Annotated in this window: 17 protein-coding genes and 1 tRNA gene; 6 read left to right on the top strand and 12 right to left on the bottom strand. The window is 37.5% G+C overall.

The genetic code is table 11. The features are described 5' to 3' along the window. Window positions 1-6 precede the first annotated feature (6 nt). Genes yajC through GSQ74_RS18625 form a run of 4 tightly spaced genes read right to left on the bottom strand, consistent with a single transcriptional unit; the run spans window position 7 to window position 2892 of the window. On the bottom strand, window positions 7-288 hold the full coding sequence (yajC, locus tag GSQ74_RS18640; protein ID WP_158995726.1) for a preprotein translocase subunit YajC: 282 nt from the start codon (window positions 286-288) through the stop codon (window positions 7-9). 43 nt (window positions 289-331) lie between these two features. Then, window positions 332-802 carry a DUF1573 domain-containing protein gene (locus GSQ74_RS18635; RefSeq protein ID WP_158995725.1) on the bottom strand — a complete coding sequence of 157 codons (471 nt, stop codon included), beginning with the start codon at window positions 800-802 and terminating at the stop codon, window positions 332-334. A gap of 5 nt (window positions 803-807) precedes the next feature. Beyond that, the gene (gene nusB, locus GSQ74_RS18630) at window positions 808-1752 is read right to left on the bottom strand and encodes a transcription antitermination factor NusB (protein WP_158995724.1); all 945 of its coding nucleotides are present in this window, start codon (window positions 1750-1752) and stop codon (window positions 808-810) included. A 54-nt stretch (window positions 1753-1806) separates the two neighbouring features. Further along, window positions 1807-2892 (bottom strand): Glu/Leu/Phe/Val dehydrogenase, encoded by a 1086-nt coding sequence (locus GSQ74_RS18625; RefSeq protein ID WP_158995723.1) that lies wholly within the window; start codon window positions 2890-2892, stop codon window positions 1807-1809. A gap of 168 nt (window positions 2893-3060) precedes the next feature. Here GSQ74_RS18625 and GSQ74_RS18620 point away from each other — a divergent pair, with 168 nt between their 5' ends. The 3 genes from GSQ74_RS18620 (at window position 3061) to GSQ74_RS18610 (ending at window position 5902) form a co-directional block, all read left to right on the top strand. Next, window positions 3061-4848 carry an ABC transporter ATP-binding protein gene (locus GSQ74_RS18620; protein WP_158995722.1) on the top strand — a complete coding sequence of 596 codons (1788 nt, stop codon included), beginning with the start codon at window positions 3061-3063 and terminating at the stop codon, window positions 4846-4848. Between the two features lie 79 nt (window positions 4849-4927). Beyond that, window positions 4928-5422 carry an SHOCT domain-containing protein gene (locus GSQ74_RS18615; protein WP_158995721.1) on the top strand — a complete coding sequence of 165 codons (495 nt, stop codon included), beginning with the start codon at window positions 4928-4930 and terminating at the stop codon, window positions 5420-5422. 147 nt (window positions 5423-5569) lie between these two features. Continuing rightward, window positions 5570-5902, top strand: a complete 333-nt coding sequence (locus GSQ74_RS18610; RefSeq protein WP_158995720.1) for a DUF3276 family protein — start codon at window positions 5570-5572, stop codon at window positions 5900-5902. A 69-nt stretch (window positions 5903-5971) separates the two neighbouring features. Here the strand turns inward: GSQ74_RS18610 and GSQ74_RS18605 are convergent, their stop codons facing one another. Then, complete coding sequence (locus GSQ74_RS18605) at window positions 5972-6487, bottom strand: DUF5362 family protein (RefSeq protein WP_158995719.1); 516 nt, start codon at window positions 6485-6487, stop codon at window positions 5972-5974. 221 nt (window positions 6488-6708) lie between these two features. Here GSQ74_RS18605 and ychF point away from each other — a divergent pair, with 221 nt between their 5' ends. Next, window positions 6709-7812: a redox-regulated ATPase YchF gene (ychF, locus tag GSQ74_RS18600; RefSeq protein WP_158995718.1), complete on the top strand. Its 1104-nt coding sequence runs from the start codon at window positions 6709-6711 to the stop codon at window positions 7810-7812. A gap of 85 nt (window positions 7813-7897) precedes the next feature. On the opposite strand, the gene GSQ74_RS18595 is transcribed toward ychF, so the two are convergent. Beyond that, on the bottom strand, window positions 7898-8368 hold the full coding sequence (locus GSQ74_RS18595) for an AidA/PixA family protein (protein WP_158995717.1): 471 nt from the start codon (window positions 8366-8368) through the stop codon (window positions 7898-7900). A gap of 265 nt (window positions 8369-8633) precedes the next feature. Here GSQ74_RS18595 and GSQ74_RS18590 point away from each other — a divergent pair. Together GSQ74_RS18590 and GSQ74_RS18580 are read left to right on the top strand one after the other, a co-directional pair. Continuing rightward, a tRNA-Arg gene (locus GSQ74_RS18590) sits at window positions 8634-8705 on the top strand. Window positions 8706-9224: 519 nt separating this feature from the next. Then, window positions 9225-10163 carry a hypothetical protein gene (locus GSQ74_RS18580; RefSeq protein ID WP_158995715.1) on the top strand — a complete coding sequence of 313 codons (939 nt, stop codon included), beginning with the start codon at window positions 9225-9227 and terminating at the stop codon, window positions 10161-10163. Window positions 10164-10201: 38 nt separating this feature from the next. Here GSQ74_RS18580 and GSQ74_RS18575 read toward each other — a convergent pair whose 3' ends face one another. From GSQ74_RS18575 to GSQ74_RS18550, 6 genes are all read right to left on the bottom strand, one after another. Then, window positions 10202-11224 carry a UbiA family prenyltransferase gene (locus GSQ74_RS18575; RefSeq protein ID WP_371724633.1) on the bottom strand — a complete coding sequence of 341 codons (1023 nt, stop codon included), beginning with the start codon at window positions 11222-11224 and terminating at the stop codon, window positions 10202-10204. Then, entirely contained in the window at window positions 11225-12271 is a 1047-nt protein-coding gene (locus GSQ74_RS18570) for a glycosyltransferase family 2 protein (RefSeq protein ID WP_158995713.1), read from the bottom strand. Between the two features lie 134 nt (window positions 12272-12405). After that, window positions 12406-13599 (bottom strand): glycosyltransferase family 4 protein, encoded by a 1194-nt coding sequence (locus GSQ74_RS18565; RefSeq protein WP_158995712.1) that lies wholly within the window; start codon window positions 13597-13599, stop codon window positions 12406-12408. Further along, entirely contained in the window at window positions 13589-15418 is a 1830-nt protein-coding gene (locus tag GSQ74_RS18560) for an ABC transporter ATP-binding protein (RefSeq protein ID WP_158995711.1), read from the bottom strand. The genes GSQ74_RS18565 and GSQ74_RS18560 overlap by 11 nt, the downstream gene beginning before the upstream one ends. 70 nt (window positions 15419-15488) lie before the next feature. Next, window positions 15489-16538 (bottom strand): hypothetical protein, encoded by a 1050-nt coding sequence (locus GSQ74_RS18555; protein ID WP_158995710.1) that lies wholly within the window; start codon window positions 16536-16538, stop codon window positions 15489-15491. Between the two features lie 142 nt (window positions 16539-16680). Continuing rightward, window positions 16681-17031 (bottom strand): single-stranded DNA-binding protein, encoded by a 351-nt coding sequence (locus GSQ74_RS18550; protein WP_256366312.1) that lies wholly within the window; start codon window positions 17029-17031, stop codon window positions 16681-16683. Window positions 17032-17091 lie beyond the last annotated feature (60 nt).

Below are 17091 nucleotides of genomic sequence, written 5' to 3'. Positions count from 1 at the left end.
CTTAAACTAAGCCTTTGGCGGTGTGTTTAATGCCTTTGAAGCATCTAACGATATAGCCGATTTATCATAACGGGTTTTGTGGCCGCTTTCATGCTCAATTAAAAAAGTAGTATCACCAACTTCGGCTATTTTACCATGTGCGCCTGCAGTGGTAACTACCTTATCACCTTTTTTTAAATCGTTAACAAAGTTTTTTTGATCTTTTTGTTTTTTAACCTGCGGACGGATCATAAAGAAGTAAAATACTACTACGATCAATACCAACATTACAATTTGCTGTGTAGCCATGATTATTTTATATTATTTTTTTGTTTTAATGTGAGTTTATAAACTATTTCTTTTCCACAACTTCACCTACCAGGTGCACAACCGTTTGCGCCGGGTTGGTGTTAGCGCTAATGGTTACCATCTTATCCTGCAAGCCACTTTTACCTGTACTGTTAAATACAACTGTTATTTGAGCACTTTGCCCTGGTGCAACCGGGGTTTTTGGCCAGTTTGGCGTAGTACAGCCGCAGCTTGCCACCGCGCTGGTAATAATTAATGGCGATTTACCGGTATTGGTAAATTTAAAATTGTATGTCACCTTATCACCACGGTTTATTTTACCAAAGTCGTACGATGATTTATCAAAATTCATCACCGGGGCATTGGCTTGCATTGCTGAACCTGTACTGCCTGATGCACCCGCCTCTGTCGTTTGCGCTGCTGCTGAATCGGCAGTTTTAGCGGTTTTGGCTGATTGGTTGCAGGCTGATAAAAACATCCCCGCAGCAAGTATGCTTAAAATAACTTTTTTCATGTTGTTTATTCTATTAAACCTCTTCCTATTTTTTTAATTTTTTGCTGAGCTTTTAGTTCAATTAAAATCTTGTCCAAGATACCGTTTAAAAACGAATTACTTTTAGGTGTACTAAATTCCTTTGATATTTCCAGGTATTCATTAATTGTAACCTTTACCGGCACCGATGTAAAGTTAATAAATTCGGTAATAGCCATCTTCATTAGTAAAGTGTCCATCATAGCAATACGTTCCGGCTCCCAGTTCTGGGTCTTTTCAGCTATCATGGTCTGATATTCTTTATCATGTTTGATATTTTGCTCAAACAAGGTCACAATAAACTCTCTGTCCTCTTCCCAGTTTCCGGTAATTTCGGCCAGTTTGTTTTCTTTGGCATCTTCAGAAGTAAAGTTTTTAAAGGTTTTGGCTATCAAAGCCTGCAATACATCTTTATCAACCGGCCAAAAAATAAATTTATCTTCAAAAACCTGTTCGGCTAATGATGATTTTAAAATAACTTTCTTGAAAATAAATTTGATGATGTCCTTATCAGTCTGGATGGTATCACCTATGTGTTTCAGGTATTCCGCATACTCAGGAGAGTTTTTAAGGATGATGAAAAGCGTTTTTGTAAGCTCGGGTTCAAAGGTCCATTCTACCTTGTATTTTTTTGCTGAAACAAGGTACTCTTTGTTATCATTTAACGTGGTGATGAACCGGTTGCTTAATATTTTAAGATCGGGGTTTTTGTCTTCTTCGGTTTTGATGTGTTTGTTCGATCGCTCAATAGCGTCAATCTCGGCGTAATTAGCTACTTCCGAAATTAATGATAGCATCCAAATATACATTTCGTATACCTTGTCGATACTTTGCAGCAGGTTTTTTTCCTGGGCCTTGATATCCCCGCCTGTCTGATGAAAGGCATATAATGCCTGTAATACTTTTACCCGTAGGTGCCTTCTGTTTAACATAATTGTAAGAACGATTTGTTGCCGGTTACATCCCGGCGGGTTATTATTAATTTATTAGTATGACGATTTTACTTTTTTAATGTCCGCGATTCTTTTCTCAGCAATTTTATTCGCTGCTTCTATTGATGAAATGTTTTCGGCTTTAGAAAGTTTTAAAACATTTCGGGTTGCTTCATAAATATTTTCAGTTAGCTGCATAGTGCGCTTTTTGGTAAAGCCCATTAGCTCTGAATAACAATTAATTAGGCCTCCTGCATTAATTACGTAATCAGGTGCAAATAAAATTCCTTTTTCGCGCAGCATTTGCCCGTGTACCTGCTCATCCTCTAACTGGTTATTAGCCGATCCGGCTATAATAGCGCAATTAAGCTTGTTGATGGTTTGCGTATTTACCGTTGCCCCCATGGCGCACGGCGAATAAATATCAGCATCAATATCAAAAATATTATTGTGTGCTATAGCTTCTGCACCATACTTTTTGGCAACTTGCCTTAACAGGTCTTCGTTAATATCACTAATGTAAACTTTCGCTTTTTCGTCGCGCAGTATCTTCACCAAATTTTCACCCACATGCCCAATGCCCTGCACAATAACCGTTTTACCGGCCAGGCTATCATTGCCATAGAGCTCCTTTACAGCGGCTTTCATTCCCATAAAAACACCTAATGCTGCTACCGGAGCCGGGTCGCCGCTACCACCTATACTCTCAGGCATGCCGGTAACATACTGGGTCTCCATGCGTATGTACTCCATATCCCTGGGGTTGGTACCAACATCTTCGGCCGTGATAAACTCACCGTTCTGATTTTTAATAAACCTGCCAAATTTACGCAGCAAAGCTTCATTTTTATCCCGATGAGAATCACCAATAATAATCGCTTTGCCCCCACCCAGGTTTAAACCATTGATGGATGCTTTATAAGTCATGGCTTTTGATAGCCTTAACACATCACTTAAAGCTTCAGCTTCAGACTTATAAGCCCACATACGTGTGCCACCCAAAGCAGGGCCCAATGTAGTATCATGAATAGCAATGATTGCCCTTAGCCCCGTATCCGGGTCGCTGCAAAACACAATTTTCTTGTGTCCCAAGGCCTCCAACTGGCTAAATATCGATTCGGTTGAGTTTTGAAGAGGCATTTTATTAAGCATAAGGCTTCCCTGCAAAAGTAGATGTTTTTTTCGGTGTAGCAAAATGGAATACTTGTTCATTATGGATAACTGCAATAAAAACAAGCATAAAATATGATCATTCCATGAACTATCACCCATTAACTATGAACCAAATAATCTATTTTTGTAGAGGCTATGAAACATCTCGCATACCTCAATAAGTTTCTTCTTAAATATCGCTGGCGGTTAATACCGGGTATACTTTTCGTGGTGATATCCAATATATTCAGTGTGTTGCTTGCTCCTGTTGTGCGTATGGCTTTTGATATGGTAGCCGACAATATCAGCATCTACGAGCTTTTTAATGGGTTTAACAGGCAGGCTATCATCTATAAAATATTTGGCTCAGGTTTATTGTTATTTGGCTTAGTGGTACTGGGTTTATCATTGGTACGTGGCTTATTCCTGTTTTTCATGCGGCAGACCATCATCCTTATGTCGCGCCATATTGAATATGATCTTAAAAACGAGATATATGCTCATTACCAGGTGTTGTCGCTTGCCTTCTATCGCCGCCACAACACCGGCGATTTAATGAACCGCGTAACCGAGGATGTTTCCCGCGTACGCATGTACCTGGGCCCGGGGATTATGTATAGTTTAAATACCATCATCCTGTTTGTAATGGTTATTTATCTGATGCTAACAGTTAACACCCGTTTGGCTATATTCTCCATATTACCATTACCAATATTGGTGTTGATTATATTTTATATCAACAATGTCATCAACTTTCGCAGCGAGAAGATACAGGAGCGTTTGTCTATTCTATCCAGCTTTGTGCAGGAAAACTTCTCGGGCATCAGGGTAATAAAATCATATGTTCGCGAAAATTACGTCCGCAAGAACTTTGCAGCAGAAAGCGAACATTATAAAGGACACTCCATGGCACTGGTAAAAGTGCAGGCCTTGTTCTACCCTACCATGCTCTTATTAGTGGGTATCAGTAACGTAATTATTATTTATGTTGGAGGTGTAGAGGTAATGAAAGGCAATATAAGCGCCGGAAATGTTGCTGAATTTATTGTGTACCTTAATATGCTTACCTTCCCTGTAATGTCATTAGGCTGGGTAACCTCACTCATTCAGCGTGCATCGGCATCGCAAAAACGCATTAACGAATTTCTGTACGAGCAACCCGAGATTGTATCGCCAAAGGTTCCTAAAGAAAACATCAGCGGTAGAATCACTTTTGATAACGTTTCCTTTATTTATCCTGATACTGGTATACAAGCTTTGAAGTCAGTATCATTCACGATCAACCCCGGCGAAATGGTGGCTATTATCGGGCGCACAGGTTCAGGTAAATCAACTATTGCCAATTTATTGATGCGCATGTACGATACCACAGGCGGCGAGGTGTTGATTGATGGCAAACCACTCCCCCAATACAATCTGGAAGGCTATCGCTCCCAGATTGGTTTTGTCCCACAGGAAGTTTTTCTATTTTCAGATACTATTGCCAACAATATTGCTTTTAGTGCCGATGTTTGGGATATGCCGGTTGTTGAGCAAGCCGCGAAAGATGCCGCCGTTTACAAAAACATCATGGAGCTGGAAAAAGGCTTCGAGACATTAATTGGTGAACGTGGCGTTACGCTCTCTGGCGGACAAAAACAGCGTGTATCTATTGCCCGAGCCATTGTAAAGCATCCGCAAATATTAGTGTTTGATGATTGCCTCTCGGCAGTTGATACCCGCACCGAAGAAGAGATATTAAACAACCTGGGCAATGTAATGAAGGGCAAAACCAGCATTATTATAGCTCACCGTATATCAACCATAAAAAATGCCGATAAGATTTTAGTAATGGATAACGGCCAGATCATAGAACAAGGCAACCATGAATACCTGATGCAGCAAAAAGGCACCTACTTTGAGCTTTACGAAAAGCAATTATTGGAAGAAGAAGAAAATGCCTGATGAAATAATTCGTGAGTGGATTTTATCAAATTATTTGCTTACTTAGTAGCACGTATTTATATTAAACCTTTTGCCAATTATGAAAAAAGTATCAATACTTATATTGTTATTAGTCCCCTTATTAACCAAAGCTCAAAAAATAACATCATATAAAGCGGCTAACGGCATCACCTATCATTTAAATGATACAGTTAGGCTCGGTAAAGGGTCAGGCAATAACGGTTCATTTTTATATATTGAGCAAAGGGGCATCCCGTTTCCTTCCCCCCATCCATCACCCGGTTTACCCAAAGCGTTTACCAATAGCGGTGTAATAATCAAAAACATCATAAAAGACCACTTAAATGGCATAGACAAATACCTGTTTATAGTGGGTGCAGGTGGCCCATTTCGTTTCTCTGTTTATATCGACGATGCGATTCTGGCCTGTGAGGTTGTACCATGCCAGGCTAGCACCCCCACTCCATCCGGATCTGTTGCCGATGAAATTAAAAAGTTAAAGGAATTACTTGATTCGGGAGCATTAACCCAGGCAGAATTTGATGCGCAAAAAAAGAAACTTTTAAACGAGTAATTAGCATATACTCCCGAAAAAATAACAAAACATTAAAATATTCGAAATAAACCCATACTTAAATCACAATATTATTTACATAAATACTTGTAGATTGAAATTTTATTTATATTTATGCCAATCAAAACTAATTACAATTGATTTTATATGGGAGACTTTGACAACAGAGAACGTGAAGAGGTATTTTCAAAGAAGGTAAGAGCAGGTAAAAGAACTTATTTTTTTGATGTAAAAGCGACACGATCAAACGATTATTATGTTACTATTACCGAAAGCAAAAAGCGTTTAGAGGACGGCGTTTTCATTAAACACAAGATCTTTTTATATAAAGAAGATTTCGAGAAGTTTGCCGAAGGATTAAAAGAAACAATTGAATATATAAAAGACAATCAGGAAGTAGTAGAGAAACGCTATGAATTTAGCGAAACCCCTGAGGCGGCAAAAACATCAGCCGATGAAGACTTCTCTTTCGAAATATAGGCCCAAACTAAACTTATTATAATTTATGTAACCTCCTGCTGTAATAGCAGGAGGTTTTTTGTTTAGATATTATCTTCTCATTGAGGCCGCTCCGATACCAACTATCAGCATAATAATAAAAACCAGTATATCTAAAGCTAGCAAAACGATTGTAGTGATGCCAATAAGCTTAAAATATGATTTAAGATTTTCAAATGCATTGGTTGCTGTTAGCGTATCATTCAACGCAGTAGCTTTTTTAATTCTTGCGGCAAACTTGCCCAAATAAAATGCGACAAAAAAGCTATATACGGCAAATGCAATAAAAATGAACCTCATTACAGTTAAACTCGCGCTCATCATACTACTTACCATTCCAGCTTGCGGCCCTGCGAATTGTTCTTGGGCTGCAGTAATTGTTGAAAATATTACACCGACAAACAATACAATTAAAATGATGAAGCCGGTAGAAATATAGCCTAAAATGCTGAAAAAATTGGCCCACCTGCCAATTGTATGCAGATAATATTTAGCTACTTCGCCTAAAATTAACCCCGGTTTAGGTTGTTCCGGTAATGGTTGTTCTGGTGTTTCTGTTGTTTCCATTGTGAAAGGGTTTGTTTTCAACTAAATTAATAATTAAAAACAAAACACCACAACTTATTTACTTATCAGGTCGGTAGCACTAACAGTATTAAAATTCACCTGAATTTTTCAAATTACAAGGTGATTTTTTCTGTTATCTTTGCGCCCGAAAAGAATAGAACAATATAAGTGTTAGGAGATTTTGATACTTGATACTAACTACTTGATACTAAAACAAAAATATGGGACTACAATGTGGTATAGTAGGTTTACCAAACGTGGGTAAATCAACACTTTTTAATAGCTTATCAAACGCTAAGGCGCAAGCGGCAAACTTTCCTTTTTGTACAATTGAACCAAATATTGGTGTAATAACCGTACCCGATGAACGTTTGACTAAATTAACCGAAATAGTAAATCCCAAAAGCATTGTACCCAATGTTATTGAGATTGTTGATATAGCAGGCCTTGTTAAAGGTGCAAGCAAAGGCGAAGGCTTAGGTAATCAGTTCTTAGCCAACATACGCTCAACCAATGCCATTATACACGTATTGCGCTGTTTTGATAATGATAATGTGATCCACGTAGATGGCTCGGTTAATCCTATCCGCGATAAAGAAATCATTGATACAGAACTTCAATTAAAAGATCTGGACTCGATAGAAAAGAAAATACAGAAAGTTGAAAAGGCAGCCAAAGTTGGTAACGATAAAGAAGCAAAAAAAACTTTTGATGTTTTAACCATATACAAAAATCATTTGCTATCAGGCAAATCTGCCCGTACGGCACCAGTTGCCGAAGAGGATCAGGAGTATATTGCCGATATATGGTTGTTAACAGCCAAACCGGTAATGTACGTATGTAACGTTGCCGAAGGCGATGTAAATACCGGCAATGCATATGTTGAACGTGTTAAAGAAGCAGTGAAGGATGAAAATGCCCAGGTGTTGGTCATCTCAGCACAAATCGAATCTGAAATAGCTGAGCTGGAATCATACGAAGAGCGCCAAATGTTTTTAGATGATTTAGGCTTAACCGAATCAGGTGTAAATAAACTGATTAAATCGGCTTACAGCCTGCTTAACCTGGCTACTTACTTTACTGCCGGTGTGCAGGAGGTTCGTGCATGGACTATCACTAAAGGTTTTACAGCGCCGCAAGCTGCCGGTGTAATTCATACCGACTTTGAAAAAGGATTTATCCGGGCCGAAGTAATTAAGTACGAAGATTTTGTAAAATTCAACGGATCAGAAGCTGTTATTAAAGAAAACGGAAAACTATCTGTTGAAGGCAAAACTTATGTTGTTGAAGATGGCGACATTATGCACTTCAGATTTAACGTATAAAGTCCAATCAATCTAAAATTTGATTAAAGTAATGTACTTACCTAACTTAAACTAAAGTCAGGTAAGTACATTATTGACAACTGCATTAATAGCGAACCATAATGCCGGAACCGAAATAAAAATATCCGATTAAATCTTTCGGTTTTCCACCAACATCCTTTGTGTATAGGCCAAATGAAGGCGTTAAAATTGTGGATCCATAACTTTGCACTTTCAATTCAATTGAATCTTTTTTCGTATCTTCTCCACTAAATATACTTCTATCTGAAGGATTCCCTAGACTGTAAATACTTGCAGTATAGGCGCGACTATCAGACGTTATTACGGAGCTAAATGAAACTATATCGCCTGGCTCTGCTTCAAACTCCAGGCTCCAGCTTTTCTGGCCCCTTACAATGCCACGAGAGCCGGTGCAGGTCATAGACGCTCTACCCGACGCTATTACAGTTGCATTTTGTTTGTCCCTAATTGGGTCTGGGTAGTCCATTTCGAGCATATCCAAATTAATATAGGTTGCAATTTGAATTAAGACGATGCCTTTTGTTGTTAAATCCATTGTGATAAGGTTTGTTTTCTACCTACTCTATTTTTGGCTTTTCGGCTTAGGCCATGTCATTATTAAATTTTGACAATACCAATCTCGCTAAAAAAAACGGATTCCATGCAATACATTATTCAAGAAAGCTTATTACATCAAAACATCTGAATGCGGAATTATCGGCTCACTTTAGTTATAATAATATTATTATTGATGCTGTAGCCTATAATTCGTAAAGCAGGTCTATAAATACTTTACCAATTTTCTATATTTGCGCAACATTGCTCCCGTAGTTCAACGGATAGAATTATGGTTTCCGGTACCATCGATATGAGTTCGAATCTCGTCGGGAGCACTTAACAAGACAATCTTTTTCGATTGTCTTGTTTTTTACACCTACAACTTGCTAATTAATAATTAGTTATCCGTGCACTTTGGATCAAAACCTTAGTTCGAACCTTTTTATTTAGGCTGAATTTAGAACATCAATCATTTAAGCTACGATTTTACGGTTCGAGTTTCTTCAGGTCTTTTAACCTGCTGTTCTTATAACCCTTTGTAAGTAAATAAAGGAAGCTTAAAATGCGTTTAAGCTAATTCCAACTACAATATAAGTAAAAAGGCATCCGGATTTAAGTTTCGGATGCCTTTTTTATTGAGTTTATTACTGCACTTTGTAGCGGTAAACCTGCCGGGCAATGTTGCCATCAACATCAATTCCTTCAATAATTACCCGGTAAGTACCTTTGCTATATCAGCGGAATATCCAGTTAAGCACCTTATCTTTCACAAAAACACATGATTTGCATGCAAAAATCTAATTACTTAGTAAATTACAACCATTACTATACTCTTTAATTATTAATATATTTTAATGCCCAATCATCTTATTCACATCGGTTTCCCCAAAACCGGATCCACATTTTTACAGGAATGGTTTAGTTTACACCCTCAAATGCATTATTCACCCAACGGGTTAGCCGGGTTTTATAATACATATGAAATTTCACGTTTAGCTGCCGATCAAAAAGGTCGGGATATTAAATATTTTGTAACAAGCGGCGAAGAATTATCCATACCAAGCCTTGTTTCAGGTACGACTATTAATAGCGGCGAACAGAACTTAGCTGATTTAATATCTAAAGAACAGGCTCAAAAAAATGTTTGTGAAATATTAAGTTCGCTATATCCCGATGGCAAAATTTTAATTATCACCCGGGGGTTTAAAGAAATTATAACATCAGGTTATTCAGAATATATAAGGCATGGCGGAACTTTAAGTATAAAGGATTTTACTAAAGTTGGATTTACTGAAGATGGCGGGGGATTAAATTATTCGTTATTAATAGATATATATGAAAAGGCTTTCGGAAAACAAAATGTAATCGTATTGCCTTACGAGCTACTGCGGGATGACCAGGCGCAATTTTTATCAATTATCGAGGATCGTTTAAATATGTTACCTGCTAAAATCTCTATTGGCAAGGTACATGAGTCCTTGTCAGCCTTGGAAATATATTGGTATCCCCGGATATCTTCAATAATTTCACGAAGCTTGTCTCCTTTTGGAAAAAGAGTATACAATGCTGGTTTTCGAAAGTATGGGAAGTGGTTACTTTATAATAATAATAAGTTAAAAAAAACCGCTAAACTATTAGATAGAGTTAAACCAGGACGCACATTTAACTCTGAAGATATTTCTCCGGAATTACTAAAGTATTACAGAAGAAACAATGATGCCGGAAAATGCGCTGCACATTTGCGTGATAATCCATTGTATGTGCAGTATTTTTCAGAATACTTGCTTGATTAGCTATCAAGGTCAGTTTCCTGATGTTAAACAAGATAGCGTTACTTAATATATTGAATAAAACGGCGGAATGTATTAATTGTAAAAACCTCATTAAAAGTTAGGTACATTATTTTATGGAATACAATAATGTGTAATAACAATAGTATCCAGCCATAAGGTTGATGAATAGCAATGTAAAGTAATACTGATATAGGGAAAAATACTTGATAGTATTCGTTCATTAAAACCCGGTAATTTTTTTTTTCATTAAGGATTATAATAATCACGCGGGTTTTATACAGCCTGTAGCGCAATAAAGCATAGCTTACGTATAGCAGTAAAAATGCTGTTATAAACGCATTCTTAATAATTATAAGCATTAGCGCCAATGCCGCCAATTCAATGATTATTAATAATTTCGCCTTGATTTTAAAGCTGTTGGGCTCAATTTTACTTGCATAGGTGTTTACACCCGCAGCTATATCTTTTTGGCGGTCATCAAACTGATGTGATAGTATCCCACGCAGACCCAGCATTAATGCCCATATAGCTACAGTTGTAAACCATAGCCAATTTACAGGCTTTGCCATGAAGTGATAAAGTGATGCGATGATGAGGCAACTTGGAAAAAGATGAGCTCCGCAGGCATCAGCAAATACACCCCATATGCCTTTAGTTTTTAAGCGTACAGGTGGTATTGAATAAAGACTGAATGCTACCCACGACATAATGTACAGGCATAACGATATCTTATCAGAATAAAAAGCACACATAAATATCCCGCCGGTTATCACACAAAATGCGGCAAGAGCTAAGCGGGTGGATAATGAGAGGTTAGCCATATAATTGCTTTTACCTGCGGCATGGTCATGTTTTATGTCTGTGATATCATTTATAATACTTACATAGGCAGCCCCAATTATGAGTGACGTTAGCAATATCAATACCCAATAACCGATCTGAAAAAAATTCACGTTGATAATTAGCATTGTGGCATAAGCTATTGCCAGGAAAAGGGACAGCTTATATCCCCACCAATCTTGAACCCGTGATATTTTTCTAATGTTCAAATAAGTAAACATTTAATCTATGCACGATGGCATTAACTGTTGCTGTAATTCAGAAATGTTTATTAATTCTAATGTGTTTTGTTTTTTTCCTTCAATGTATTTACCCAATATTTTCTTCGCCTTTTTAGTAGACATTTTATACAATACAGCAAATAATAAAAAAGGGGCAAAACTAAACGCGCGTTTAAACATAGTAATACTCTCCGCTACATTAACTCTATTAATCATCCGGTTTATTGTATATCTATAAATATTGCGCGCAATTATAAATTTCACCTCTTTTATTTCTTTTTTGGTGAGCCTATCGCTGTAAATCTCTATAATTTTATTAAAGTCTTTGATATAAAGCTGCTCAAGCACTTCAAAATAATTCCGTCCATCATATATATTCTTTCCATCTATATGTTTAAACCATAAACGTTGCAAAGTAAACGCAGCTTTACATTCCCTTTTCAATATTATATCTAATAATAAGCACCAATCATCAGCTATATGGAGATCCTCATTCCAGCCTGTTATTATTGATGAACGACGAATAACAAGTGATGATGAGGGTGACGGGCATGCATTAATATATAGTTGCCTTAATTCTGTATTGGATAGCATTACCCAGCCGTTTTTGCTTTTTTTTAAATAGGGAGTTAACAAACCTGAAGTTTTAAAAAAATCGAAGCCCTGGTTTTTATTAATAACCTGTACCCAATTGGTAAATACAAAATCAAATTCTTCCTGTTCCAATATTGATAGGCAGGTTTCCAGAAACGTAGGGTTCCACGTATCGTCAGAGTCCAACGAAGCTACATACTTTCCTTTAGCATGTTTTAAGCCAGTATTTCGAGCTTTACCCTGCCCACTATGAGGTTGTAAGAGATATTCAATTCCATAAAAGCTTTTAACAAGTTCTTCGGTATTATCTTCTGAACCATCGTCCACAACTATAAGCTGTATGTTAGTGTAAGTTTGGTTAAGTACGCTTTCAATGGCCTTGCTCAGTATTGATGCGCGATTATACGTTGGGATAATAACAGATATTAAAGGTATAGGGCTAACAGTATACATTAAATTATAGTTTCTGTATATATTGATATTCTGCACCGATTGTGCTTCTCAATATATCGGGTTTGTTACAAATGGCAACGGTACTAAAATAGCTAAAAAAAACATTTTTCCTACAGGATTTAGTAAGTAAAGTACTAATTGAAATCAATAAGAGTGATCACTTTTTTAATAAATTCAGCCTCGGGGCAAAGAGAGATAGTTTTAGTAATATGATTAGCCGCTGCTAAACCCATTGCTTGCCAATTATGGCGATTTTTCCAGGCCTTTTCCATTGCTTCATCAAAATCATCCTCATTAGCATGGCCGATATATCCTGTTACACCATCTTGTATAATTTCAGCATTTCCGCCAGCTTTACTTGCAATAACGGGCCTGCCTGCTGCCATGGCCTCAACTATGGCAAGCGGTAATCCTTCGCTACGCGATGGTTGTATAAAAGCATGGTGTTGTTTACAAACGGTGGTTATATCATCTACAAAACCAGTAAATTTAACGTTTTTTATATCGAGTAACCTGGCCATATCTTTTAAGCCAGCTTCATCAATACCACTGCCTATAAATGAAATAGAGATATTTCGTTCCCGCCATTTGGGTTTGGTCATAATCCTCAATAAAATGTCCTGTCCTTTGTCAAGTATAAATAAGCGGCCAACACAGGCTAAGCGTATCCCGTTGGTATCATCCGGATAGGGTTCAACAGCTTTAACTTTATTTGGATTTTGGATTACTGACGCATTATTAAACCTGAAGCCAAACTGCTCTTCTGTTAAAACTAGGTTATGTTTTGATACAAAAAAGCAATGTAATGCATTTTTAAATGCATTAGCCATATGCGCCCTGTCGTTTTTACGCGGCCAGTAAAAGTCAACAGCCTTTTGTGATATAATTATGTATGGGATATTTTGCAGCAGGCACAGCGCCGCGTACATTAATCCATCAAAATTTATCCCCTGCGATACAATAACCAGGTTGGGCTGGCTATTGATAAGTTTTTTTGTGAAAGCATGGACAGTTTTTGGGAAATCCCTTTTTCCTGCCGCACCCCTTGCAATTCTTTTTAACTTATCGCGCAAACGGGTGGCGTATGTTTTTTTTATGACCGGTTGTTTTAATTCTATTAAATCAACACCAGTATTTGCCAGCTTAATAAACTCAGGGTGCTGAAAGTTTATTGTATTTTTATAAACTGTAACAGCATAATTTGCCTCAATAAAGTAAGCAATACTTTTACCCCACAATTCTTCCGAGCCGCCCCAATCTTCGTCACAACTGGTTACGATAGCAATTTTTTTCTTTTTAAAGTCGATATGATCTTGCTCAGTTTTCATAATTATTACTTTGCGCAAACTGCTTTTTGGTTTTTTTGAACAAATTGGCATAATCGCCATCCATTTCAATAAGTTGCTGATGTGTACCCGCCTGCGTTACTTGCCCGTCGGTCATTACATAAATATAATCAGCATGCTGCACAGCCGACAGGCGGTGACTGATAATCAAAGCACCCCTGTTACCGATATTATCCCTTAAAGTTTCAAATAGTTCTTTTTCTGATTTTGCATCCAAAGCGCTGGTGGCTTCATCTAAAATAATAAATTTTGACGGGCTGTATATTGCACGCGCAATAGCCAGCTTTTGCCATTGCCCAATACTTATTTCACGCCCATTTTCAAACAGGCGCCCCATTATAGTTTCATATTTATCAGGGAACTTATCGATATAAGCATTTGCGCCCGAGGCCTCGGCTGCTTTGGAAATCTCACCCACATTGCAGGTATCATCAATATTACCAAATCGTATATTATCGGCTGCACTCACATTATATTTTCCAAAATCCTGGAAAACAGTGCTCACGCACTTACGGTAATTAGCGCTGTCAAAATTACGGATATCAATTTCACCTAATTGGATGCTGCCGGCAGTGGGGTCATATAAACGGCAAAGCATTTTAATCAATGTGGTTTTCCCTGCCCCATTTAAACCCACAATAGCTGTTAGCTTACCGGCAGGTATAATTAAATTGATGTTAGTAAGAGCAGGAGATGTTGAATGCGGGTAAGTAAAAGACATATTCTTAACTTCCAGTGTCATGCCATCACTAACCGGCACCGATACCGGATTATTAGTTTCGATAAGGTTTGACCTGAGATCAAATAGTTTAAAAAGATGTGTTAAAAATATGTTATCCTGATAAAGTTTTGATACTCCAGACGATATATTCTGTAATATATTAAACAGTTGAGGGAACATCACCAAAAACAAAGTAATTTCGCCCACACTTATTTTGCCTAAAAAAGCATTGTAACATACATATCCAATACATGAAAAGAAAGCTATAGTAGCAATAGAATCAGTAATTGCGCTATTGATTGCACCACGCTTAACAATCTGCATCCTTTCTTCCAATAGGCCCAGTCTGATTTTCAGATATTTGGTTTTAAGGTAATTACCCAAGCCAAAACCACGTATCTCTTTGGCTAAGGTATCGCCTACAATTAATGAGCTTATGTATGATGCCTGCCGCTCAAAAGGTGTTTGCACTAAGCGCCTGGCGTGTAGTTGTTTAGCAAGGCGTAAACGTACTATAAAAGCAGGGATAAGGAATAATATCAATAGCGGAATGAGCCCCCAATTTATAACCGTGATAATATAACTTAATGTTAAAAGCATTGCTGCATTTTTTATAACACCTAAAAATGTAGTGACAATACCTACAGGGCGGTCAGCGCCTGCGTCCTTTGCTCTTTTCAGGGTATCAAAGTAGTCGGGGCTTTCATAAAAAGCGAGATCGAGTTCAACAGCACAACCATGAATTTTATCGTCAATATGCTCATTTACTCTTGCCCCCTGTAGTTCACTTATATACGCTGAAAATGATTTGGTGAGCATAAAAAGCAGCGCAGTAATAAAATTGAATATAAAGTAATGCCTTATTGCCCCATCCTTATCAGTACCATGAATTGAAATATGGGATATAGCGTTAATTAATTGCTTGAACGCAAAAGCAGAAAGCAAAAAGAAAATATTCTCAACAAATATCAAGAATAAAGTTAATGCAGTTAAGGCCGGGGTAAGTGACCATATCAGCCTTAATGTTTTACTGAAATTTAAGTTTTTAATTATCTCATTTAATCGTTTAGTTTCGGACATGTGCTAATCAGCGATAGTTTAAATAAGATAAATTTTTTATTCGAAATACTTTTCAATATAAGAATAGCAGTTAGTTATTACCAGATAAATCCCGGTATCTGCTTAAGGCTTCTAGGCAAAAAGCAGTTGTAATTTCTTCCGAGCCAAAATATAAATACATATTACCTGCATAATAATGTGCCCAACGCTCCCAGCTGCCATTTGTATTTTGGGCCTTTATTATAAACTGTATTGCTTTATTTAACACCGGAGACTGGTGGTGAAAATTTTGTAAAACACAAGCGCCTAAAGCTGTATTAAATAAATTTCCGCCAAGGCAACCACTGTCCTCAGCTTGGGAAATTATCCTGTCAATGATTGGCTGGCGTATAGGTTCCAGCTTGGTGATGCCTTTGTAGTAATTGCGCGAGAATAAATGGTAAATAACAAACGGGTTATAATACCATTTATCGCAAGTTGCTTCGCGATTCTCTAAAATGGCAGTATTAATTGCGGTTATTATGGGTTGTGTTTCCGGTATGTCGCCTAAATACGATAACACATTCGCATTTATACCTAAATCATTGTCAGCATAATTGCAGGAGGTTTTATTCCAGAATATAGTATGTTCAACCGGACTTAAAAAAACATGTGAGGCTATCCTAAGAAAACGCTTGTTATAGGTCGTCGCCAGGCGCGGCACTATCCAGGTATAAAACAGCCCCTTTTTATCCCGGTTAGCAAGCAATATTTTAGCGGTGACCTTATCACCTGAGTAGCCACCAAGCGCATCCAGAACAGCTGACGCTGCCAGTGAAGTGCTATCAACATCAAAAGGGACAATGTTGTATAAATGATGATAATTAGCACAAAAATTCCATACTCCATAATAAAGCTGCCCGTATAAAAAGTCGGCTGCTTTGGAGATGATCTTTTTTACTTTATCATTTTTTGAAAGAAAAGTTAGCGAGTGGCAGGTGAAGGAAGTGGCGTAAGTGATGCTATAGTTTACGCAATCGGTTTTTAAATCTTCGCTGGTAGAAAAATAGTTAATAATCTCGCCGTTGTGTAACTGGTGCTCTTCCAAAAAATCAATTCCTTTGGCAATACTATTATCAATAGGTGAATAACCTTCAGTCATGTAAATTCAAGATCTTTGTTAAATCAATATGTGGGCAATAAAAGTAACTAAAATTATAAACGTACACCTTTTTTTATTGCTAAAGCAATTGGCCAAAATTTAAAAGGCCTCAAATCTTTAGATTAAAGGCTTGCTGATTTTTTTAAGTAGCAGGATGCTGCTTCTTCCGGTAAAATAGGGATGCAGGTTGATTTCCCAATACCGTAAAATGATCTACTATGATTTCGGTGGTATATTTTTTGATGCCCTGTTTATCTTCAAAAAAGCGGGCCCTGAACTTGCCTCCCAGGTAGATTAATTGTCCTTTGCTTAGTAGCTTACCGGCAGTTTCAGCAAGCCCCTGCCACATGACAATATTATACCATTCAGTAATTTCCGTTTTAAGATTATGCTTTGAAATCGTTTCCATCGTCGTCAGGCGAAATGAGGCGACATTCACTTCCCCGGCGATTTTACGCAAATCCGGATGTTTCCCCAAATAAAGTCGAACCACTTAATAGAGGGTATGAGAATTTTAACTACGATCAGTTAACAGGTTCGAGGCCCGTTTGGG

The sequence above is a fragment of the Mucilaginibacter sp. L196 genome, assembly GCF_009765905.1.
In the GTDB taxonomy this organism is placed as follows: Bacteria; Bacteroidota; Bacteroidia; order Sphingobacteriales; family Sphingobacteriaceae; genus Mucilaginibacter.
The sequence above is the reverse complement of the archived record's forward strand: the minus strand, read 5'-3'. Positions and strand labels throughout refer to the sequence as shown.